The organism is Mangrovibacterium lignilyticum, from assembly GCF_010882175.1.
Classification (GTDB): domain Bacteria; phylum Bacteroidota; class Bacteroidia; order Bacteroidales; family Prolixibacteraceae; genus Mangrovibacterium; species Mangrovibacterium lignilyticum.
This window is the reverse complement of sequence record NZ_WKLH01000003.1, coordinates 280284-304962: the sequence shown is the minus strand read 5'-3', so window position 1 is coordinate 304962 and position 24679 is coordinate 280284. Positions and strand designations below refer to the sequence as shown.

General features: G+C 44.5%; 16 protein-coding genes. 5 read left to right on the top strand and 11 right to left on the bottom strand.

Features of this window, described 5'->3' with window-relative positions:
• The first annotated feature begins 92 nt into the window (after window positions 1–92).
• Complete coding sequence (locus GJV22_RS15540; RefSeq protein WP_163715805.1) at window positions 93–524, top strand: hypothetical protein; 432 nt, start codon at window positions 93–95, stop codon at window positions 522–524.
• A 114-nt stretch (window positions 525–638) separates the two neighbouring features.
• On the opposite strand, the gene GJV22_RS15535 is transcribed toward GJV22_RS15540, so the two are convergent.
• A complete protein-coding gene (locus GJV22_RS15535) occupies window positions 639–2249 on the bottom strand; it encodes an SGNH/GDSL hydrolase family protein (RefSeq protein ID WP_163715802.1) in 1611 nt (536 codons plus the stop codon).
• A gap of 29 nt (window positions 2250–2278) precedes the next feature.
• Complete coding sequence (locus tag GJV22_RS15530; protein ID WP_205461904.1) at window positions 2279–4822, bottom strand: DUF4982 domain-containing protein; 2544 nt, start codon at window positions 4820–4822, stop codon at window positions 2279–2281.
• Between the two features lie 124 nt (window positions 4823–4946).
• Between GJV22_RS15530 and GJV22_RS15525 the strand changes: the two genes are divergently transcribed.
• Complete coding sequence (locus tag GJV22_RS15525) at window positions 4947–5915, top strand: glycoside hydrolase family 43 protein (RefSeq protein WP_163715799.1); 969 nt, start codon at window positions 4947–4949, stop codon at window positions 5913–5915.
• Window positions 5916–6042: 127 nt separating this feature from the next.
• On the opposite strand, the gene GJV22_RS15520 is transcribed toward GJV22_RS15525, so the two are convergent.
• Window positions 6043–6543: an outer membrane beta-barrel protein gene (locus tag GJV22_RS15520; RefSeq protein ID WP_163715796.1), complete on the bottom strand. Its 501-nt coding sequence runs from the start codon at window positions 6541–6543 to the stop codon at window positions 6043–6045.
• A gap of 236 nt (window positions 6544–6779) precedes the next feature.
• Complete coding sequence (locus GJV22_RS15515; RefSeq protein ID WP_163715793.1) at window positions 6780–7424, bottom strand: hypothetical protein; 645 nt, start codon at window positions 7422–7424, stop codon at window positions 6780–6782.
• 89 nt (window positions 7425–7513) lie between these two features.
• Here GJV22_RS15515 and GJV22_RS15510 point away from each other — a divergent pair, with 89 nt between their 5' ends.
• The 3 genes from GJV22_RS15510 to GJV22_RS15500 all read left to right on the top strand — a co-directional run bounded on the left by GJV22_RS15510 (window position 7514) and on the right by GJV22_RS15500 (window position 8539).
• Window positions 7514–7705, top strand: coding sequence for a hypothetical protein (locus GJV22_RS15510; RefSeq protein WP_163715790.1), 192 nt, complete (start codon window positions 7514–7516; stop codon window positions 7703–7705).
• Window positions 7677–7925, top strand: a complete 249-nt coding sequence (locus GJV22_RS15505) for a hypothetical protein (protein ID WP_163715787.1) — start codon at window positions 7677–7679, stop codon at window positions 7923–7925. The genes GJV22_RS15510 and GJV22_RS15505 overlap by 29 nt, the downstream gene beginning before the upstream one ends.
• A gap of 239 nt (window positions 7926–8164) precedes the next feature.
• Entirely contained in the window at window positions 8165–8539 is a 375-nt protein-coding gene (locus GJV22_RS15500) for a lipocalin-like domain-containing protein (protein WP_163715784.1), read from the top strand.
• A 56-nt stretch (window positions 8540–8595) separates the two neighbouring features.
• Here the strand turns inward: GJV22_RS15500 and GJV22_RS15495 are convergent, their stop codons facing one another.
• From GJV22_RS15495 to GJV22_RS15465, 7 genes are all read right to left on the bottom strand, one after another.
• Entirely contained in the window at window positions 8596–10707 is a 2112-nt protein-coding gene (locus tag GJV22_RS15495) for a glycoside hydrolase family 97 protein (RefSeq protein ID WP_163715781.1), read from the bottom strand.
• A gap of 1044 nt (window positions 10708–11751) precedes the next feature.
• A complete protein-coding gene (locus GJV22_RS15490; protein WP_163715778.1) occupies window positions 11752–13776 on the bottom strand; it encodes a DUF6055 domain-containing protein in 2025 nt (674 codons plus the stop codon).
• Window positions 13777–14014: 238 nt separating this feature from the next.
• Complete coding sequence (locus GJV22_RS15485; RefSeq protein ID WP_163715775.1) at window positions 14015–16879, bottom strand: M16 family metallopeptidase; 2865 nt, start codon at window positions 16877–16879, stop codon at window positions 14015–14017.
• 256 nt (window positions 16880–17135) lie between these two features.
• The gene (locus GJV22_RS15480) at window positions 17136–18218 is read right to left on the bottom strand and encodes a TlpA family protein disulfide reductase (RefSeq protein ID WP_163715772.1); all 1083 of its coding nucleotides are present in this window, start codon (window positions 18216–18218) and stop codon (window positions 17136–17138) included.
• Window positions 18219–18482: 264 nt separating this feature from the next.
• The gene (locus GJV22_RS15475; RefSeq protein ID WP_163715770.1) at window positions 18483–19865 is read right to left on the bottom strand and encodes a RagB/SusD family nutrient uptake outer membrane protein; all 1383 of its coding nucleotides are present in this window, start codon (window positions 19863–19865) and stop codon (window positions 18483–18485) included.
• A gap of 37 nt (window positions 19866–19902) precedes the next feature.
• Window positions 19903–23256, bottom strand: coding sequence for a TonB-dependent receptor (locus GJV22_RS15470; RefSeq protein WP_163715767.1), 3354 nt, complete (start codon window positions 23254–23256; stop codon window positions 19903–19905).
• Between the two features lie 209 nt (window positions 23257–23465).
• Window positions 23466–24677 (bottom strand): FecR family protein, encoded by a 1212-nt coding sequence (locus tag GJV22_RS15465; protein WP_163715764.1) that lies wholly within the window; start codon window positions 24675–24677, stop codon window positions 23466–23468.
• Window positions 24678–24679: the final 2 nt, after the last annotated feature.

The window sequence follows — 24679 nt, the reverse complement described above, 5'->3', positions numbered from 1 at the left end:
ACAACAACAGAACGATTCTCTCCCCTCCGAAAATCAACTAAACATACTTGGCAAGCTTTATTACCTGTGAATAATCTTATCAATAACTACACATGAAAAAAACGCTGTTTCTTTTTACTCTGGCCCTCGCTTTTAGCCTCATCGCACAAGCACAAGAAGAGCCCCAAGCATTGAAGTACGAAAACGTTACCTACCACAACATCGTCAAGGTTGATTTCAAACCCGGCACCTACAGTCGCATTCAGGAGATTATGAAAATTTACATGGAAGCCGGTGAGGCATCCGGAACAAAAGGTCCTGAAGTTTACTGGTTAATGTCCGGCGACTATGACATCATGTATGTTTGGACTTTGGAAGGTGGCACCGCTGATCTGGAGTGGGATTGGTCACCCAACGGCGTTAAATGGTGGAAAGCGTTGGTTGAAAAAATGGGCTCGGAAGAAAAAGCCAAGGACCTTCGCAAAGAATGGGCTTCTTATATCCTAAAGTCAACCAATGAAATAGCGCGCCGACCAATAAAATAAATCAAGTAAGCGATTCGATGGCGGGCCATGCTCTGTCCCCCATCTCCTATATTTAATATATCTTCAACAAGCCCGGCTCTTCCCCCATTGAGCCGGGCTTCCTCCTATATTCAATTATTGTCGATCTATCCAGCCGGCGATTTCGGAAGCCAATTGAAACTGGCCTTTAGCCTTCAAATGCACACCGTCCTCGGTTTTATTTTCAAATCCTGGCTTCAGCTCCCGGTAGGTATTCAGGAAGCTAATCCCCTTCTTCGCTGCAAGCTTTTCAAATTTCTTATTATTAATTTGAATGCGCTTATCGCCGCCTTCATACTTCACCGGATTCGCTTTCGTCCCATCCATCGGCGAAGGCGACACCCAGCAAATAACCGGTACCGATTTACCATGCTCCGCCATGTAAATCCGAATCATTCCGATCAGTTTTTCAAAATTGGCGTAAACCTCTTTTTGACGTTTCACAAAGACCTTTTTGGTGTCATTGGTTCCAAGGTTGATGAACAGGTAGTCGAAATTTTCACCTTCACCCAATTCCGCATACGCCTCATCCAGGTAACGGTCAATATTACGGAGCGTATTCAAATCTTCCCGATTCAAGTTATCGAAGCCAATCGTGTTGCCGGCTATCGACCGGTTAACGCAGGTTGACAAAGGAAGCAACTTCTTCAATTGCTGTGTCCAGCTATACGGAAATGTGCCGTTTGAATCGCCCAGTGTCATCACATTAAATGCTTCGCTGGTCGTCTTTTTGCTCTTGTCAATCAATGGTAATCCTTGCGGAACGAGCATTTCATGCGTTCCTTCAAACAGGGTGAACGATAGGTTCGGAAGCTCCCGGGACAAATAAATTTGCCGGCCTCCTACTTTTGCATTCTCATCAGCATCCGGGTTGATTTGTTTTGTCAGCAACGAATAAGCCTCCGACTCGCTGATCTTTTCATCCGTATTTCCGGGGTACATCTCATCCACCAATTTATTGTACATGTCTATTGATTGTGAAATTGGCACCGATCCGGTGTAGCCGTCATGAATACCGGCGTAGATGTTCAGGCTGGCACCTGTTCGTTTTTCAGCCTGAAAACCGGCGAATAAAGGCGAACGTTTGCGCGCTTCAGCGGCATCAAACCGATTGCCGTTGGTTGTTACCTGCTCCAAATGTTCAGCATATTTTAATCCGCGCCCTTTGCATTCCCAGTACCAATTTTCAAGGTTCGAGATTGAAGCCCAGGCATTAAAACTCTTCACCGGATAATCCAGTTTCATAAACGCCAGCAAGGTCGCATAGCCACCGCCCGAAACACCGATGATGTGAACTTCGGTCGTATCCACATTGCCGTTCGCGATTGCATACTGAATGGCATCTTCAATATCAGGAATGACCAGCTCACTGCCGCAAGCCGCCGGCTTTGTATTAGAACCCCGGAAATCGGGGTGAATGTAGTTCCATCCCCAAAGCAAAATTTCTTCGGCCAACGGATCTTTTTGCAAGTAATCGCCACTCCAGGTGTGCAGCGAAACAATCAGGGGTTGGGGTTCCGCTTCCTCTGAAGCATGGAAAACAGCTTTCTGCAAGGTCTCATCTGCCGACGATTGGATCCCAACTTCCCTAAAACCTTGCGGCCAATCTTTGTTCAGCGTATTGTCCCAGGCTGTTTTTTCGTCCTGCGCCCCGGCAAATAGAGAGAATAACGCCAGGATCATCATCAAGGAAATTTTATTGTTCATTGTTTATTATTGAGTAGTTCGTAGTCGTTCTATTTTGATTCAATCGTAACTTTTCCGGTTTTCAAACCTTTTCCTTTTACCTGCAGCGTCATATCCCCGGCTTGCTTAGTGCTCTCCACCAACACAACAAGCTTCCCGCTAAAAAGCTTCATGGTCGGCAAATGGAATTGCTCCAGGGAAGTTGCATCACCGTTGCAGGCTGCCCGATATGTTCCGGCACCTTCAACCTTAAAGCTTAGCTGGTTGGTTGCTGTTGGACAGGGAATTCCGTTTTTGTCGACTACTGACACGGTCACAAAACTGATGTCGTCGCCATCAGCATCAATAGTCGATCTGTCCGGTTCCAGAACGATGCGATAAGGCTCACCTGAAGTCCGAATCACTTTCTCCCCGGCAGGTTCTCCCTTTTCGTCGAAAGCAACAACTTTCAATTCTCCCGGCTCATAAACCACATCATTCCACATTAACCGGTAACGCTCCAGTTTCGAGTTATTATTCTTTGTTCGCACGCCCATGCTTTTACCGTTAACAAACAGCTCGGCACTCTGGTAGTTGGTGTACACAAAAACCGGGATGGTATCGCCTTCCATACCTTTCCAATTCCAGTGAGGCAAAATATGCAAAGTCGATTCGCTGGTATTCCATCTGCTTTTGTACCAGTAGTAGCGATCTTTCGGCAAACCGGCTAAATCGCAAATACCGAAATACGAGCTGCGCGACGGCCAATACTCGTCGTAAGGAGTGGGCTCCCCCAGGTAATCGAAACCCGTCCAAACAAACTCGCCGATCACCCAATCTTCATCATCCTGCAGTACTGCATCATCTTCGGGAAGATTGCTCCAGTTACAATATTCGAGGTCGTAAGATGAACATTGCCCGTCGTCGTACATTTTCCCAATAGCTTTTTCTACCGGGAATTTATAAATACCACGGGAACTGACGGTTGAAGTGGTCTCAGATCCTAGTAGCAGTCCTTGCGGGAAACGCTCAAAAGCTTCTTCGTAAAGGTGTGTGCGGTAGTTCAGTCCGGGAACATCCATAATTGCACCGAAACCTGATGCCATCACCGCTTTCACCTGGTCCATTCCCACGGTAACCGGACGGGTTGGATCTTCACGATGGAAAATATCCTGCAACACTTTCGCGCGTTTCACACCCTCACTTCCATGTTGATCGGGAACCTCGTTGCCACTACTCCACATCACAATACAAGGGTGATTGCGGGTTGCGCGAACCAGGTTGACAATGTCTTTTTCGTGATATTCATCAAAGAAACGGTTGTAGCCGTTTTTCACTTTCGGCTTTTTCCACTCGTCGAAACTTTCTGCCAAAAATAACATCCCCATTTCGTCGCAAAGCTCCAGCTGTTCCATCGACGGCATGTTATGGGCACTGCGGATGGCATTGGCTCCCATGTCTTTCATAATTTGAATCTGACGACGCAAAGCAGCTTTATTGACTGCAGCTCCCAAAGGGCCTAAATCGTGGTGCAGGCAAACGCCTTTGAACTTGCGTATTTCACCATTCAACTTGAAGCCTTCACCGGCCTTGTAGCTGATGGTACGAACGCCGAAGCGAATGGTCTGCTCATCCTGAAGCTTCCCGTCTTCATCGTACAACTTCGACTCAGCATAATATAAGGTCGGTGATTCCGGACTCCAGAGTCGTGGCTTATCCAATGCAATATTCTGTTCGAACACATCACCAAAAATCGTCTGTTCAGAACCTGATGCAACAACTTTCCCAGAAGCATCTTTAATGGCAGTCTCGACACGCAGATTATGCCCTGTAACTTTTGTCTTGATATTGATTTGGGCCAAACTGTCGCTCACAAAAGGGGTCGTCACGAAAGTGCCCCACAACTGGAAGTGCTCTTTAGGTTGCACGATTATGCGAACCTTGCGGAACAGTCCGGCGCCCGGATACCAGCGTGAAGACAAGGGTTTGGGTGAAAGATGAACTGCCAGCAAATTGTCACTTCCCGATTTGACCTGATCGGTAATATCCAAATTAAAATAAGCGTAACCGTAGCCCCACTCACCGACTTTTTCGCCGTTCACAAACACTTCTGGATCGCTCATAGCACCTTCAAAAACTACCAACACCCGACTTCCGTCTTCCAGTTCCGGTAAATTAAAGTTAGTACGGTACCAGCCATCGCCAATATGCGGCAAAGATCCTGTACGGCCGGTCTTTTCAGTCGCTTCTTGTTCATTATTTTGGGTGATGGCTACTTCCTGTTTATCCACCTCCTTATCGAAGGGACCATAGATCGCCCAATCGTGCGGGACTGTTATCGTCTCCCATTTCGAGTCGTTGAAATCAATGCCTTCGGCACCTGCAACATTTCCCTTGGTAAACTTCCAGTTTTCGTTCAGTACTAATTCTGTTCGCTGCCCATGAACAAATAAGCTGCTTAGTAGTAAAATCGTCAAACAAAAGGTTTTCATTCTGTATTCTTTATTGGAGTATTGAGTAATTTCAAGCAGTAGTTCGCTTGCTTTTGTAAAGGAACAAAACATATTGTCAATTGAAAAGTGAAAAATAGCAACCGGCAATTTTTCCCATTTCATACACCTCCTTTGATCATTCTGTGCACCCGCTGCTCCTTTTAAATCCGTATTTTCGCTACCGTATTGAAATTTTAGCGCTGCCAAAAATTCAATGACTCTTGGAAACTATTCAAATCAAAATAAAATGAAGCAATTTGTGGTATTACTTGCCCTTGCTGCGGGCCTTTTTACGATAGCCTGTCAGCCAACTAAAGTTGAAACCAGCGGCAACCCGCTATTCGACGATCCGCTCACCGCCGATCCCTGTGTGCTGGTCTATAACGACACCCTCTACCTCTTTACCGGATCAGATGAGACGGTTCCGGGAGAAGAAGGCTTTGTCATGAAAAAATGGTATGTGTTCTCAACACCGGATATGGTGAACTGGACCAACCACGGCGTAAAATTAACTGTTGAAGATTTTGACTGGGCATCGCACGCCGCTTTTGCCGGACACTGTGTTGAAAATCATGGCAAATTCTGGTGGTATGTGCCAATGGTCGTCAAAGACACGACTACGATTGTCCACGAAGGTTTTGGTATTGGCGTGGCTGTTGCCGATCACCCGCTGGGACCTTATAAAGATGCTTCGGGAAAACCAATTATTTGCGATACCACCACCAATTCAGTCGTTCTGAATATCGACCCGGCGGTTTATGTCGACGACGACGGACAGGTTTACATGTACTGGGGATCGTGGAACGAAGGCCGATACGTGAAGCTGAACGATAACATGATTGAAACGGATGGACCGGTTGAAACCGTTGAAGCAACAAACTTCTTCGAGGCTCCGTGGATTCACAAAAAAGGCGACACCTACTACTTGTCTTACGCTGCCCACTACCCCTCAACCACCGAATACTCGACCTCGAAAAGCGTGACGGGCCCATGGGAATACCAGGGCGTGATTAACGATACCATTCAGAACTCGCCAACCAACCACCAGGCGATTGTGACCTTTAAAGGACAGGATTATCTATTCTATCACAATGCCGGTAGCTCAACCGGAGGACCGTTCCGCCGCAGTGTTTGTGTCGATAAGCTGGAATACGACGCCAACGGCAAAATCATGGAAGTGGTTCGCACCAAAACCGGTGTCGCTGAAGTAAAATAAGTTAAAGTGTAATATCGTTCGTAGCGAACAGGGGGAAGGTCTTTCGGGATCTTCCCTTTTTTATGTCGCAAAAAAAGATCCGATCCCTAAACAGGATCGGATCTTTTCATGGCTAATAATCCCCGGCTTAAAACAAGTACTGAACACTTATGCCGATTCTCAAATAAGAACCATCCATAATTGTGTATTGGATTTGCGGCGCCAGGTTTAATTGTTCTGCTATTTTATAGTTCAGTCCAACACCCAGGTTAAAACCCAGCTGGGTATCGGTGTAAGACTTGTCCGGAACCAAACCCAAACCAAAATCCTCGAGTTTCACAAAGTTAATCGCCAAACCTCCTAACCCGTAAATATTCGTTTTATCGTCCGGCTGGTAAAAAACGTAGTGTGCATTCAGATCGATGACATTAAAACTCACATAATTCTTTTTGAAAATATGGGTAAAGGCGAATTCACCTTCCCACTGGTCGGTAAAGGCATAAACGCCATTCAGGTTAAGACCAACATTTTCAATTTCGGAGGCATAAACCAGGCCAACGCCAGCCCGAAGCTTGCTTAAATCGGCTTCCTGGGCAAAAGCACCGATGGTAAACACACATGCTAAAATCAATAAGAAAATTCTCTTCATTTTTCTAGTTTGTTTAAAGGCTTCCCAAACGGGAAAGGTTAATTACTTTTTGGAATCCGGAGAATCCGAATGTGAAGATAGTAACTATTTTGTAAAACTAATTCACCCAGGATTGAAATCAATCAAGCTTACACCTGTTTTAACGGGATTACCGCCAACGCGAATTGAAATAAGAAAGGCCTCGCCAAACAGCGGAGCCAATCAGTGACATACTAATCTAAACCCAAAAATGATGCTTAATTCGGTATCAAGTCTTCAAAGAGTTTCGCAATTTCGGGATCGGCTTTTTCAAACACCCGGATGCCCACGGCTGAAAGCCGCGTAATTTCGTCCTCCACTGCCCGCTGCAGGGTATTTTTATCCATTGTGGCTGCTTTACGGGTAAATTTCGATGCTTCCTGAACATCGTCGGTAGCAACTAAGGCGGTCTGAAGCTCAGTGATCTCTGTGATATCGGCTTCAATAAGCCCGGCCTGGTTGCTCCACGCCGTATTTTCGGCATAAGCGGTTTGAACCATATTCGATGCCGCAATAACACTGCTAACTGACTTGGTTATCTTTTCGCCTACACCAAAGGCTTTCGCCACTTCCCCTGTGGGATGGGCACTTTTAACAAGATCGCGGATTGAGATCACCGTTTGATGAAGCGACGCCATCACCTCGTCTTGTCCCAATGTTTTCGACTTTTGATTGGTCAGTTGTTCCGACTGCCCCGAACGACGTTTTTCAAGTTCGTCAAGATTAGTTTGAAACTGGGGCAACTCGTCTGGCTGTAATCGCGGCTGCAACGCCACTTCGTAGCTGGTGGTTAACGATACAGCTTGTTTGCCTTTTTGGATGGTAACTGAAATATCCCACTTGGGTCGTATTAACTCGGCCATGATTTTTGGTTTTTGGGGTTGATATTATACTTAACTAAAAGAGTATACAAGTTACACCCATGCAAGAGAAAAAGTCAAGGCTTATTTTTATGTTCTACATACACAAAACAGTCTTTTACCTCACTGGTTTTCCGCCACTTAAAACCGAACTATCCGCCGAAACCATTGGTGAAAGCTTTGCCGGGCCCGGTGACACGACCGGAATGACCGGTGACCCTTTTGCAAACAGTGGTGAAACAGCCGGAAGAATTGGTGAAGCGCCCGATACAACAGATCCCTGAACCGACCGGATTGGTGAGCCGCCCGCAGACAATGGTGAATCGTTTGCAAGCATTGGTGAATCATCTGCAGACAGAGGTGAATCGTATGCAGCAATTGGTGAAGCGCCCGCAAAACCTCACGATTGGCCCGCTACAATTGGTGAACCGTTTGCGGGCATTGGTGAAGAGCCAGCACCCACGGAATCCCGCTGTTCCGTCTCATTCACCTGCTTCGGAATAGCCTTTCAACTACTTTCAGTTTAAAAACAGAACCGGGAATTAACCTCAACCGGAAAAACGAAGAAACGTTGCCTGCGGGGAGTTAAAAAACCAAGGGGCGCCAAGCGTATTACTTAAGAATCCTTCAGGCTGAAAAAACAAACTCCGGAAGCAATCTGATTCTTGTGTTCCCACTTAAAAACTTCCCGCAGCATTGCATCGTACAAGCAGGCAAACAATTCCTCAACCAATTTGAAAGTCATGAAAATACGTCCCTTTGTACTCACTCTTCTTCTACTGGCAGCCTGCCAAACGGGAAACGATATTTCCGGAAAATGGATGATGCACCAGGTGATCCAGGACGGGCAGGATGTTACCGCCGAGCACAATCCGCATGGCGACCGTTACATTATTCTAAAACCGGACAGCACTTTTGAAAGTGGTGGTCAGCCTTTCGGGAAAAACACCGGGAAATACAGCTTCAATGCCGGGAAAGGTACGCTCTTTCTGGACAGTGACACCGGCCCGGAAGACGATAGCCAGTGGAAAGTGACACTCACCAAAGACACCATGCACTGGCAGGGCTATGGCTCCGAATGGGCTGATGACTTCGAATTAATTCACGTCCGGGAGTGAAAAAAAGGAGAGCCCCCAATAGAGCCCTCCTTCTTTCGAATTAATATCAGCCCGGTTTATTGGGCCGGAAAAATACTGATGGCAAAGCCACCACTTCGTGCCAGTTTTTCAATTAGTATGGTTTTACTGGTCACTCTAATTGTACGAATATTATACGCTTTCGGATTCGTTTGGAAGTCGGCATCCTTCCCGTCTTCGTAAATGGTTGCTTTGTACTTTTTGCCTTTGGGCAGGAAGCTGAAATCCACTTTCGCTTCACGGGCATTCTCGTCGGTAATACCACCCACAAACCAAGCATCTTTCCCTTTTGCTTTGCGGGCAATGGTCAGGTAATCGCCGGGCTCGGCTTCCAAAATGTGCGTTTCATCCCAATCAACGGCCACGTCTTTAATGAACTGAAAAGCATCGGGGTACTTTTGGTAGTTTTCAATCAAGTCGGCCGCCATTTGCAGCGGACTGTACATGGTCACGTACAAAGCCAGCTGCTTGGTCAGCGTAGTTTTCAGTTTCGCCTTGTTATCGCCATAGACCGACAAATCGCCTTCGAAAATTCCGGGCGTGTAATCCATCGGACCACCCATCAAACGGGTAAAGGGTAAGATGGTCGTGTGGTCGGGATTATTGCCGTTGAACGACTCAAACTCGGTACCGCGCGCCGACTCCTGAGCAATCCAGTTCGGATAAGTCCGGTTCAGCCCGGTTGGCCGCACAGCTTCGTGCGAGTTGACCATCACTTGATAATCGGCAGCGGTTTTCACCACATTCAAATAGTGACTCACCATCCACTGCCCGTCGTGATGTTCGCCGCGCGGAATAATCTTCCCAACGTAGCCGGTCTTCACAGCCGAGTAACCATTGTCCACCATAAACTGAAAAGCATCTTTCAGTTGGTGTTCGTAGTCAATCACCGACGAGGTGGTCTCGTGGTGCATAATAATTTTCACGCCTTTCGACGCGGCATAACGGTGCAGCTCTTCCACGTCAAAGTCCGGGTAAGCCTTTGTGAAGCTGTAGATGTGCTCCTTCATGTACGCCCAGTTGTCTTCCCAGCCTTCGTTCCACCCCTCAACCAACACGGCATCGAATCCGTTTGCGGCAGCAAAGTCGATGTATGCCTTCACATGGTCGGTGTTGGCGCCGTGGTGACCGTTTGGCTTCAGTTTGCTGTAGTCGGTCTCGCCAATCCGAATATTCAGCTCATCGGTGTACGCCCAGGTTGAACCGCCTCCGGTGAAATATTCCCACCAAACACCCAGGTATTTGCAGGGTTTAATCCACGAAGTGTCGTTGTAAGCACACGGATCGTTCAGATTCAAAATTAAGTTTGAAGCCAGGATATCGCGGGCGTCGTCGCTGGCCACAATGGTACGCCAGGGTGTTGTCGATCCGGTTTGCACATAGGCCTTGTTGCCTTCATAGTCGGGGGCCAGCTGGGTCGACAGCATGAAGTCCTTGTCATCGACATTCAACACCATTGCCGGGTAGTCCACCAGCGCTGCTTCGTGAATATTCACATACACGCCTTCGGGTGATTTCAACATCAGCGGTGTTTGCACGGCCAGCCCCTCAGCAAACGACTGAATCGCCAGACCTTCTTTTTTGGCCTGATCCATCATGCCGCGAATCTCCGACAGCTTCGAGGTATTGGTTGGATACTCGTTCGAGTCGAAGTCGCCCGGCATCCAAAATGCCTTGTCGTCTTCACCCAGGTTGAACTCAGTGTACTCTTTTTTAACGATGAAGTGACGAAGAATCGGCTGAACCGGGAACTCATACCGGAATCCCAGGCCATCGTCGAACAAGCGAAAACGAATATTCATTTGAAAGCCGGTGCTGTCCTGCTCCAAAGCTACTAAGTACTCGTTGTAGCGATTGCGGATGTCTTTCTGCTCCCCCATCACCGGATGCCAAACCTCATCTTTCGAATCGGCTTGCTCGTCAACCAGCTCGAAGTGCTGCTTCAAATTATAACCAGCATGAATATCGAAACCCATCTCGCTCCGCCCGATGAGCGTCCGTCCTTTATAAGCCAGCTCATAAACCGGAACGCCTTCCCCATTCAGCGAAAAATTGAGTTTAAAATCTCCGTTTGGAGAATAAATCGTTCCTGCGTGGCTTACTATTGCAAAAAGCATCGCCACCAGGGATAAAAACAAACGTCTTACCATGGTAAAATAATTGGATAAAGGTTGATTTAGACCCGAAAGATAAGGATTTACAGAATGGATTTACGTTGAATCATCAAAAATGTGTGCGCAAACATTTCATCAGTGCGCACGGCTGGCAACGCCAAAGATTCGCAAATTCAATACCAATACACCCGACAAACCAAGCTTTGCCGAATTTCACGAGCACTATTTAAGCATTCCTGGATTGCCAATAACAATAACAACAACCGAGTGCTGCAATCAAAAAAACAGAAAGCACGATCCCGTTAAGAATTATCAAAAAAGAATTGGGACAGGGGAGAGGAATTGTCTTCAAACAAAAAAGAGCTACAAGCAAAATCTGCTGTAACTCTTTGATAATGCCAGGTGAATGCTTCTTCTATTAATTTAATCGATGAATATCAAAGGCTGCTTACAAAATCAGGTCCGTTCTTAAATTAGTTTATAACGAAATCAATTAGACAATCAAATTGGTTATGTCAGTGAAATTTGATTTGCGTATGGAAAAAGAAAAGCGTCCAAATACCTCTTAGCCATCATCCTGAGAAAATCGAATTGGTACGCGCCTATAACATCATAGCATTAAAATGCCCAAACTTTCCATTTTCTTCCATCTAACACCATCGCGACTTTCAAAGTTATACCACCTCACAATATAACGTGTTTAGTTATTTAACTAAAAAATAAATTTCCCCTCTTGAAAAAGTACTTTGTGTGTGCGTGCGTATTGAAGCTACCTCGGATCCCCCCGCTTTCTGCAAGCAATCGGGCATACCCCGGTTAACGAAATCAAGTATTAATTTTAAAAGTGAATTAGCTCACAAAATCTGAGTTAAAAAGCGATGCAAACCTCAAAATAGAAATATAAAAAAACCGTTCAGGATAGCCCGAACGGTTTCAATTAATATCTAAATAAGCAGTCAACCTACTTCAGTTAAACATGCTCACACGAAAAAATCAGCACAAAGCCCCGCTAATATGCCCAAAATAAGTACATATTAATTTTATTCAGGAACTTTCGGCTAACTCAAGCAGGGAACAGCATTACTCTACTGTAACATTACAAACAACAGTAACCTGATGTTCCTCTCCGTCTTTAGTATAAACAAGTGCTTCTTTTAAGGTATATTCTTCTCCGGAAACAGCTCCGTCCGCAAAATATGCAGTTATTGTAAACTGCTGATTCGTGTCTTCAAACTGATAGGCAAATACAATGCCGTCATCAGTTGCAGTAACGTCGCCATTACGATCAAAATAGCAAGTATAAAGGTAACCCGTAATGTCGTAATTGAGTGATCCGTCAGACTCAACAGCGGCAAAGGCTATTTTACCTTCCTGAGGGGTTTCCTTAGGATCTAACATCAATGACGAAATATTTGAAGGTTGAACACCAAAAGCTTCTCCAATTCTCGCAAAATCTCCGTTATTTTCCATGTCCATTGCATCCCATACCGCTGTTTCACCGGCAGGCATTGTAATGTCATAAGTTAACGTAAGATCCCCGTTATTGCTATTCGGATCAATTTCAATATTACCCAACAAATCGGTATTGGTAAACTTTACGTTATACGGCCACTGAGCATCGTTGCTCATGTCATCATCCCAGGCGTGCGCTTCGTAACTGGTAGGTGCACCCATCACAACAAACCACAATTTTTCGCAACCTTCAGGAACAGTGAACGCTACGTCAGCACTTGTTCCTTGGTTTGTATCTCCGTAAACACGTTCTCCGCTTTCAAGCAAGGCCACATAGCCGTAACGCCAGCCCGCGATTGACGCATCTCCACTATTATAATTCGTTACGGTAACAGCATCTTCGCCATTGTAATATAAACCCGGATCAGCGGGAGCCAAAGCCGAACCAGGCGTTAGCCCATGAAAGGATGTCGTAATAACTGTACCTGCTTCAGGAACATTCAACGGAATGACATTATACCCAGTAGTTTCCGGACATTTCGTGTAGCCAACCTGGTATGAACCATCTTCCAACGCATACAACTCGTATGACTGAGCACCAATATAATCGCTACCGTAAGAACGGATAGCATCGATGTCCCAGGTTACAAATTTGGTTGCAGCATCATACAGTTCGTCATACATTCCATCAACCGTTAAATTTTTCAGACGCATACAAGCCTCAATCGGATCTTCAGGACTTTCAGACTCGCGCCAAAGTTTTCCAATAAAATTATCTCCGTACTTATCAGCCCAGTAATAATCAATAAAGTAACTTGCATACCGGTATGCTTCGTTGCAAATATGCAGGTTACAATTCTCCTTATACTTGATGAAATAAAGGCTGATAAAAGCTTCCTCCGGATAACTTAAAAAAGACTGAAACTGAGCGGTTTGTTCCCAAAATGCATTTCCTCCGTTTCCGCCAAAGCCATAACGAAAGCCACGAGTATGATCGTTCGATATACCTCCGAAAGCCAGCAGATCAGCATAAGTCTGATACTGGAAGCTATGACCTATTTCGTGTGCAATTGTAGATCCGACGGGCTGACAATGAGTTGGATTAACCCACAACGCACCAATAACATCGTCATAACCTCCCCCGTTAGCAGTTTCATTCGTATTATAGAGTAGGAAGATTTGCATTTTATACAGATCAAGATTGGAACTTGCCTGGTCCAGATCAGCAAATCCAAGCGTATTTATATTGACATCAAAAAAGTTTTCTGCGTTAGCCAACAGATCATCGACATCGACACGCATGTCTTCGGGAACTGTTGCTGCATTCGGATCTAATCCAAATTGTTTATCCCAGAATACAATGAAATGGTCAGATTGCTTACTCCGCACGAACGACCATTGAGAATCGCTGCGCAGCAAATCCATATCACTAAATTCTGCTGCTTTATAAAACTTGTCATAATCCGTAACTTCAGATTCTGAAAGTACCGTTACTCCATCATTTTGCTCCTCCGGATCCTGTTGGTCCAGACCATCATTTTCTTTACATCCTACAAAATAGCCTGATGCGATAAGCAAGAAAAAAAACAAAAATTTGTATACCCCCGCCTTGCGTGGTTCATACCTCCTGTTAATCGTGTTTGGTTGTTCCATTCTAAAAAACCTTTTTATCAATTATACATTATTAAATCGCTCATATTTTAAATCTTATCCTTTTAACTCAACCCAATTAGGCTTTGACATTGATTCGCGGTCGAGAATACAACTTTCCAATATTCATTCTAAATTATCCCGGTCTCACCGAAAATCCGGCTATCAGGAAGAAAACCGGCAGCCTTTTCAGGCGTGCCGATTTTGATCGCTGCAGAACAGGATTAAGGGGAATGGGAAGCTAATTTGCCTGTTCAGGATAAGAGATTGCTGTGAAATTATTTTGAGTAAACACTTTATTGGCCAGGGCCTTAATATCTTCAATGGTAACGCTATTCACAAATTCTTCATAATTCAGGAACGTCTTCGCATCCAGGTCACCCCACACCATAATTTGTTGTAATCTTTGGGCCCAAGTTCCATTACTCTTGAGACTTTCCTTATGATCCTCAATGAGTGCCTTTTTCACTTTCTCCAAATCGGTGGCTGATACGCCGTTTTTCATATATTCCTGAATTTCCCGATTTAACTCAGTCCGGATAGTATCCACATTTTCAGGACCGCATGGTAACTGGACCACAATGGAATAATGACTATAAGGTCTTCTCTCCAATCCTCCCGTTGCTTGTCCACTATAAATTGCCTGCATCTTTTCACGAATGTTCTCCAATACCTGAATAGTCATGGCTTGTGACAGCAAGGAAACTTCGAGTGCAGTTTTCTCGGTATAGGGTAACTCTCCGTGATAAAGATCAAGGACTACGCTTTTATCATCGTTGCCTTTGTAAAATTTTAAAACATGATCGCCTGTAACCGCACGAAGTCCATTATCCTTGTATTCCGGAGTAGTGCCTTTTACCGGTAAACTCGCAATATATTTTTCCAATAGTGGTTTCACACTGTCTTCATCTACATTCCCTACAATGAAGAAATGGAATCCATCCGCATTGCAGAACTGCTCCTTGTATATTTCCAACACCCGATCTACATCGATGTTATCAATATCTTTTTCTGTAGGAACTACAATCGGAGTTAAAGGATCATTGTGATTCAAAGCCTTAACAAGGGTATCCTGAAAAGCGGCCTGTGGATTTGCCTTCATCAAAGCAAGCTGAGACTTCAGTTTGGTAATAAAGCCCTGAAGCAAATCGGTATCTTTACGCGGAGAAGTAAGCTCCAGGTAAGCCAATTCCAACATCATTGAGAAATCGTTCACCGACGATGATCCGCCAATTGTATTTGAATAAGCAGTCATACCGGTTCCCACTTCTGCGATCTTTCCGGCAAGATAATCGCGTAGTTCTGTGGGACTAAATTCTCCGTATCCCATCGTATTAATCACACTGAAAAGGAATTTAAGATTGCTCTTATCTTCCGTACCATAAAGGTTTATTCCGCCCTTTTTCACACCCGTGAACAGAATCTGGTTGTCCTTAAACGTGGTAGGTTTCACAGTCACTTCCAGACCATTACTAAGCGTATAAGTCGTCATTCCCAGGATGCTGTCTTTTTCTTCTGAAAGGATCTTTCCCGGAATCGGTTGTTCTTTTAACAATGACAGGGCTGCTTTCCTCTCTTCCGGACGTTTTACTTTCTGGCTGAAAGCCTTTTTCACCATTTTCATTAAGCCCTCCTCACTTGGCAGACTTAATTCTCCGTCAGCAGGACCGGTAACGATCGTAAAGAAATTCTGGTTGTTGGATAACCATATAGCAGCTTCCTCACTCACGTCTTTGGCTGTGATCGTTGGCATTACTTCCTTCAAATATTTATATTCATTCTCAACGCCACATATCGGCATACCTTCCATGAAATTATCCGCAAATTGGTCTGTATAAGCATTGGAAGTCATTTTATTGCGCTCCTTATAGGCATTTTCATAACTAGCAAAATACATGTTCTTTATCGGATCTATATCACTATCCGTAAACCCGTATTTTTCAGCTTTTATAAGTTCGCTGATAGCCGCATTAACAGCTTTCTCCAGGTTATCCAGTGGAACTACATCTAACTGGAATCCACCCTGGTTGAGCGTGATTCCGCCAATATTACCTTGCAGGCTCGTACCGGCCCTTGTAAACGGAGGGGTCGCCGATTGAGTTCGATTATTTAATCGCTTGTTTAAGCTTAACACAAAAATGCTGCGAATCATATTTTCGCGGAAATAGCCGACCGTACTCTTAATATTCTTTTCGTAGGCCGGGTACATCAGGGTAAAGGAATAATCCGTTGCTTCCGGATCGGTTACAACCATTGCCTTAGGCTCCTGGTAAGGTTCTACACCGTAGTATACACGCGGTCTTTCGTTCACCGGGTTTTTTAAATGGCCAAAATATTTTTCAATCTTTGCTTTCGCCTCCGGAACAGTAATATCCCCAACAGCAATCACGGCCATCAAATTAGGACGATACCAATCGTTGTAGTATTCACGGATCCGATCGGGACTGCAGTTTGCAATGATGCTGTCCAACCCGCTGGGCATTCTTTCCGCATAACGAGATCCGTTAAACATTTCCGGAAGAAACTTGTACATCATACGCGTATTCGCAGTCTTGTTGCGCATGCGCAGTTCCTCTAATATAACATGCCGTTCATCATTTACCTCTTCGTCGGTGATTAATGCACCGTCTGTCCAGTCAGACAGGATCTGAAATCCTTCGTCAAGCGCTCCTGGCACGTCTGTAGGAATAGGAAGAATGTAATATGTTCTGTCCCAAGCCGTGTTCGCATTGAGGTCAGATCCGAAGGTCACCCCTATTTTCTGAAGGTAGTCAACCAGCTCGTTTTTGGGAAAATGTTTGGTTCCATTGAACTCCATATGTTCCATAAAGTGAGCCAGGCCTTGCTGATCGTCATTCTCCTGAATCGAGCCAACTTTAATAACCAAGCGTAGCTCCACTTTCTTTTCCGGCTTCGAATTGGGTTTGATATAATAAATCAGGCCATTAGCCAGCTTGCCCATGGTCACGGTTGAATCAGGCGGCATCGTCTGGTTGAGATCTAATGTTTGTGCATGCACAATTGCAATGCTCGCTAATATCATGGCAGCTACCATGCGAGCTTTGTTGAAAAAGTTTCTGAACATTTCCTTTGTTTGTTTAATCATTAATTTTTGAATTTTTATTACAAAAACTCATCGTTATCCGTACTTAGGAATTACCCTAAAGGTCTTTGGACAAGGAAGCGTTTCTGCTCAAGCCGGCAACGTCCTGGCATGGTCAGACGAAAAAACGTCCGTGACCTGAACGAACCGATAAATATTATTTTGAGACGATTTCGATATGCTTTATATGTTCATTGATTAAAATGCAGCTTTAAGTCTTATCCTAATTTTCAGAATTTGGCGACTTGCTATCAGCATTTTACTTTGTCAATCGAAGATATTTATCCTTATATGCATCCGATTTTTCACTATCCCCCATTTTGGCGTATGAAACTGCATACAGTCGAAGAACATCAGGATTATCCGCTCCAAGTTTTCGGGCTGCCTCACTTGCACATTTTAGGGCAAGCTCGTAATCAGGCTTGTAAAGGCTATCAGCCGTAATAACATAACATATATAATTTCCCATGTAGATTTGATCCTTGGAACTCAGTTGCTTCAGGCGCTCTTCGCCATATGCTCTCCCTGCCATGGAATCTACCCGGCAAAGCAACTCGTATTTTTTATTTTCCAAGTCGTTTTGATCTGAAGGAAATAACGGAAGCATTTGATTGATACTCGCCAAAGCAGACTTATAATCATGTGCTTTTTTCGCATCCATCATTTCGTGATTGAGCGAGTCATAAAGCGCAACTTTCTGTTTTCTTAACTCTTCTATTCGGACGCTGTTTTCTTCGTCATAGGTTTTGTTTACCACAGCATCCAGCACATCGTCAACATAATCCGGGTGCCCCTGCCATGCAAGCTTTCCTTGCTGATCGATTACAAATATTTCAGGAATTCCCCGTACACCAGTGGCGTCAAGCCAATTTCGCGACATGCTCTCGTCTTCCGTATCCATTGCAACGGTATAGTCCATCCGATCTCCCGCCCGTTTTACAAATGCTTCTACTCTGCCGAGAATATCACCTTTTCCTTTTTCCCATACATTAAAACTAAGCACCTCCACTTTGCCTTGGTACTTCTGCGCCAAGTGCGAGAGATGCGGCATAGCAGCCTGGCACGCCACACACCAGGTCGCCCAAAATTCGACCAGGTAAACCGTCCCCGGTTTGAAAGAGGAAACCGGATTTCCTTTGATCCATTTACGCACGACTATCGGTGGAGCAGGATCGCCGATTTTCACTGTATTAATTGTAAGAGAATCCACTTTCTCCTCGCCACTAGCAGAACTGATAAACTGCCGTTCAACACCATCTACCAGCAATTTTGTTTCTGCCGGTTTGGTAATCCCCATTACCAAAGTTGGCATTAGTAAAAACAATACCCCAATCTTTTTCATAGCATTTAAATTTTGCCTTATTAACATACAATTCAACACAAAGTCAATATCGTTTATTGACCTCCGCATTACCAGTAATCGTAAGATTTTCAGAACAATTAAATCCCCCAGAGCTATTTCAGAACAAAATCACTCACACACCTATTTAAATAGGTCCCCCCCCGAGTGATACCGGTAAAGTTGTTCCCTTCCACACTAAGCAGTAGAAATTGAAAAGGAACAAACTTTACTGATTTATCACATGTAATATGATCTACCCACCTACTATTTAAGGTTGGGATTGTTGTTTGTTGCAGCTTCAGGAAGTATAAAGTCGATTGCATCAGAAGACCAGGACGGTTTAACTGCCGATAAGACTTCGTCAGCGCGTCCTGTACGTTTCAAATCAAACCAACGATGTCCCATTTCACAAAAGAACTCGTGCCGTCTTTCAGTTGCAATAGCATCCAGGACTTCAGCCTTACTCGTTCCTCCGGAATAGTCTGCCAGTCCTGCCCGGTTTCTAACTTCATTCAAATCTGAAATCGCAGCACCAGTCTCTCCCAATTGTGTGTTGGCTTCAGCTCGTATCAGAAATTGCTCGGCAAGTCTCAGTATAACGGGAAATTCCTGGCTATCGGCTGTAGCATCGTAATAGTATTGCAACGTATACTTGTATGGATAGAAATTCTCTGTTTCCTTATATTGTTTAATCCAGTTTGCCAAACGGAGATCTTGCGCCTCGAAACTATCAAAAAGACTTTCTGTTACTGCAAAACTCGGAGCTGAATACAGTGGCACCAATTGATAAGCATCATCCGCGACACCATAAGTATCTTTACTTGAAGTATTCAACTCAAATATCACATCGTGTGCATAGGCCTTAAATACTTGATTAAGATCCTGCAATGTTTCACCATTTATGGCAGAGCTTGCATAATCAGCCGCATCAGTCCAGTTTTCCCGATATAAGTATACCCGGGCTAACAAAGCTTCAACCGCCTGAAGATTTACCTGAGTTTTATCCTCATCGTACTCCAAAGCATCAGCGGCATCCTGTAAATCTGTCAGAATTTGTTCATAAACGTTATCGGAAGCCGTGCGTGGTGCTAGCGCTGTCACGTCAACTGAGGTCGTTGTAATCAGAGGTACATCTCCAAAAAGGTTAACTAAGTAAAAATGAGAAAATGCGCGTATGAATTTTGCTTCTCCGACCAGCTTCGTCTTCAATGAACTTGTAACAGATTCATTATCCTCCAGGTTTTCAATTATACTATTGGCTTGATAGATGTAACTGTAAAAACTATTCCACATACCAAGTAGAATTGTGTTTTTCGGCTCGCCCGCTAAAGCATTATTATAAAAAGGGGCGTAGCCAACCCCCGAGAAATACCAGCCGTTATTTACACCTTCCAAATCATCGGCATAAAGTGCACAGGCAATATTGAAGCGTCCATTCAACGTATTGTTGGAACCAAAAGCCATGCTGCTATATAGCCCGACCATAGCCTGCTCAGCAGTTTTATCATTCTCAAATACAGAACTCGTTGCAACCATGGATCTCGGAACACCGGTATCAAGAAAACCTTCACAACTGTTCAACAGAGCCAAGAGTCCCATGAAGAATCCAACTTTTGTATATAGAAGATGTGTTTTAATATTTTTCATGATTCGTAATCGTTTCATTATTTCTACAATCTTTTAGTTAAAAACTTAGTTGAGCACCAAGAATTATCATTCTTACAGGAGGTGTTGTAAACGATCCTGTCTGCGGATCAGCACCACTATAGTTGGTTATCGTAAAAAGATTCTGTCCTTGCACGAAAAACTTACCGGATTGTCCGCCTGCTTTGTGAATCAACCATGTCGGTAACCGGTAGGAAAGGCTTACATTTTGTAATCGAATATAAGAAGCGTCTTCCATCACATCATTGGAGTATTGATAGTTCAGGAAGGCAACATAAGCGCCATAGCTACTCCACAGACTGGTAATCAGCAGATTGTTAAAATCTTCTTCATTATCATATAAACCTTTGAACTTTTTGATCGCTTCTTTCGAGAAATTGCTCATGCCTCCCAGGTAGTCTGAACCTCCTGCAACACCCTTCATTTTAACACCCTGACTGAAGGTGAAATAAAAGTCGAGCTGAAGATTCTTGTAACGCAGGGTATTCGAAAAACCACCAATAAAATCGGGCAGGGAATTACCGATTTTCACAAAATCTCCCGGTTGATTATTGGCATAAAGATTCGTTGAATAGTAACCGTCGCCATTCAAATCTTTTACCGCCGGAAGTTTCGTGTCGGGATCAATGCCATCATAGGCAAATCCGTATATAGTACTTACCGATTCGCCAACGATATATTTATTCACGTACGGGCTTTCTTCAATCCCATCATACTTCAGCAGTTTATTCCTGGTTGTACTGATATTCAAATCCGTAGACCAACTAAAATCTTTCGTTCTGACATTCGCCGAATGGAGTGTAAATTCAAACCCTGTATTTTGGATCGTGGCGGGCAGGTTTCGTTGGTAGTAATTAAAACCGGTTTGGCCGCTCACCGGGTATGCCACCAATTGATTATCTGACCGGTTACGAAACCAGGCAACCGATGTGGACAGGCGGTCCTTAAAAAAAGTAGACTCTAAGGCAAATTCCAACTTCTTAGTCCGCTCCCACTGGTAATCCTGATTGACCAGCCGACTCGGGATTAAGCCGGTTAAGTTGTCCGTGCCGTAACCATAGCCGTAGTCAGATACTCCATACAACGAAATATAAGCATAGGCTGCGGCATTATCATTTCCAACCACACCGTAGCTTCCCCTTAACTTCCCGTAACTAAGCCAGGACAAGTTTTTAAATAGTTCTTCTTCTGAAAAGAGCCAGGCGGCACCAACAGCGCCGAAATTACCATATCGGTTATTCTCACCAAACAAAGAAGAGCCATCTCTTCTAAAATTGAGGTTCACAATGTAACGCGAATCGAAAATGTATCTTATCTGTCCAAAGGTCGATTGATAGCGGTACTCGCTACCCGTAGACGATACTCTGTAAGTTCCGGCTGCCGCAAAGTTATCCAACAAGACATCAGAGTCATATTGATCCGCATAGATCACCACAGGAGTTTCGCTTTTGTTTTGCTGCCAGTTACCTCCCAGTAAGAAGTTTAAACTACTTTTCCCAAACGTCAGGCTATAGTTGAGTTGAGGCTCGATCAAAACACTTTCCGAGATATTCTCCGAAAACTGCGTATGCGGATACATTTGGCTGTACCTCCGTTGAGGATCAATAGACCGGCTATATACTTTTTGGTTGGTCTGGTTGTCAATCCGGGAATAACCGATATTGGACTTCAGGAACAATCTGGGGAGAATTTCATACTGCAAACTCCAACTGCCAATCATACTGTTTGTTGAACTTATATAGGATGTATAAGCATAAGTCAATGGATTAACAATATTATAATCAGCAGATGTATAATTAATCCCTCCGTCTTCCTTATACAAGGGATAATTCGGAGGAAGCGTAAATACGTAACCATAATAATCGGCGGAGGGCAACTTATTTTCTATCGAAGAATAGATGATGGACATGTTCGTGGAGAACTTATCATTCGTCGATGTGTGACCAAGATTGACATTAAAAGCAGCTTTCTCTGATCCGAAACGATCCGACAAAACGGTCGTTCTTTTGTCATACGTTCCAGATAACAGGAAATTGGTCCGTTCATTCCCCCCGGAAATCGACGTTGTAACAACGTTGCTTCTGGCCGTATTTCCAAGCAAGATTTTTTGAAAATTGTTATTTGTATTTTGATCCCAGACTAAAAGGTCAGGATCATCACTTGCCGTAGGTGTGTCTCCGTTCGCTTCAAAAGCTTGCTGCCGCAGGGCAAGGTATTCCGGCGTATCCAACACTGAAATCTGTTTGCCGATCTTACTCCATCCTGTTCTGGCGTCAACATTAACCGACGTCTTTCCTTCTCTTCCCTTTTTGGTCGTGATGAGGATTACTCCGTTAGCTCCCCGGGAACCGTATAATGCCGTTGCATCAGCATCTTTTAATATTGTCACATCTTCGATATCCGCCGCATTTATGAAATTCAGGGGACTTTCGCCATCACCGGCCGGATTTACGATTGATTCTTTGTTTTCACCCAGAGTAATCGGATCTCCGTTGAAAGGCACTCCGTTTATCACATACAACGGTGTAGCTGATCCATTCAGCGTATTAACCCCGCGTATATGCACTTTCACGCCTGCTCCGGGTAAGCCCGACTCGGGTTGAATAACCAAACCGGGAACCTTCCCTTGCAGTGCCTCAAGAGGATTACTAACAGTCTGAATATCTATATCTTTCGACGTGATCCGGGTCATACTCCCGGTGTTCTCTTTCTCCTTGACCGTATAGTATCCCCCATTGATGGTTACCTCACCAATCTGGGCAATATCTTCTTTCATTTTGACATGGAAGGCCGTTCTGCCGGATAGGGGCACTTCCTGCTTTTTCATCCCCAGAAACGAGAAAACAAGAATTTTATCTTCTAAAGTCGCTTTTATGCTGAAGCTTCCCTGAGAGTCCGTAATCACTCCACGATAAGTTCCTTTAAACGTTACGGTTACACCAACCAGCGGCTCACCGTCCTCATCAGTCACCAAACCTGTCACTTCAAAATATTTCGAAGGGTCGTCGCCTTTGTCCTCGTCTTCCTTTTCCGCTTTTCGAATCACCACCATCCCGTCTTGAATCTCCCAGGAACAGCCCTTTCCGGCTAAACAGAGCCTGAGTACCTGCTCCAACGGTTCATTTTGCACCTCAATCGTCACGCGGTCATTATCGGTGAAATACGACTCTTTGTAAATAATCGAGAGGCCGGTTTGTCGCGAAAGTTGTTTCAACACAGTTTTGATAGGGGTGTTCTTCACCGAGAGCGTCACCTCCTGGCTTAATTCGCTGGCGAAACCACTCAGCGAAAAAAACACCACCATAAAGACAGTCAATTGCACCACTCGCGAAAATTTGACCGACAGTAAAAGTTTTTTACTTTTGAGAAGCATAATTTTAAAAGGTTTTGGGACATTCATCCATTTAATTCATAAAATATATGATACCCGAAACGCCACCGGGTCTTGCTGCACACAAGGCCCGGTAACTTTTTATCGAAGTACCTGTGTTTATATTTACTCTTATTTCTTTCGCTGGCAGAAAACATGTTTAAGACTAAGATCTGGCAACCACCTGTGGTGCATTTTCCCAATAGCTATATCTAACGCCCTTTTGTTTCCTGTGTTATAGTCAACGTGCCGTCTTCAAGGACTGCGCCTACTCCATTAGCTCTTAGCAAGGTCAATATATTGTCAAGGTCTAGATCTCGACTAATACGTCCGCCAAACTTGACATTGGTCGGCTCACCTTCAAAACGGATATCCACATCATACCATCGTCCAATTTGCCTCATAACTGCTGGCAAAGGTGTATCTTCAAATTCAAAGAAACCGGACTGCCAGGCCATTACGGTCTCCAGTTCTGGATTTTCGACAATGATTCCACCTTCATTCTTTTCAACTATTGCCTGTTCACCTGGAATTAAGACCACAGAGGTCTGACCATCACTATTTACCGATGAATAAGCATCTCCTGTAGATACTTTTACAGACCCTTCCAGCAACGTTGTCTTGATTTCCTGCTCATCATCGTAAGCATTTATATTAAAATGGGTACCAAGCACTTTCACATCAATCCCGTTAACCTTTACCCGGAAGGGCTTTGCCGGATTATGCTTAACCTCAAAATAAGCTTCTCCCTTCAGTTCAACAATTCGCTCCTTCCCGACAAATGCAATCGGATAAGTCAGCTTAGACTCACAATTCAGCCAAACACGGGTTCCGTCCGAAAGTACCAGTTTATATTCTCCTCCCCGGGGCGTAATCAGCGAATTGTAGGCTTCCTGCTCAACTTTTCCGCCCTTGACATCCGGGTATTGCAACCCCATCACGGAGTCATTCGCAATATGAACACCGGCAACAGAATCAACTAGTTCCGATCCGTAACCGGCCAGGGTCAGCACTTTGCCGCTTGTTGTTATCAATTGCGCTTTATTCGAAGTATGCGCCAGCGTGCTGGATTCTACTTCAGTCGGGATTTTTCCAGTCGTCAACTGGTAGGTAAACCATGCTCCTCCGAGCAATAGTAAAGGCAACACAATTGAAGCAGCAACGCGCAGGTTCCGGTACATGATTCTCAATTTCGTCCGTCTTTTCAGATTAACAAGGAACTGCGACGTTGTATCCGGAACAAGAGCCGGATCCAATTCTTCGATCTCTTTTTCGTAATACTCTTCAGCCTTCTCGAAATAGTCCCTGTTCCCGGAGGCAGCATTTAGCCAACTCTGCAACTTCTGCTCTTCACCTTCCGAAATCTCTCCCTTGAGTTTTCGATGAATGATATCCCATTCGATGGTTTGCTTACGCCTTTTCATAC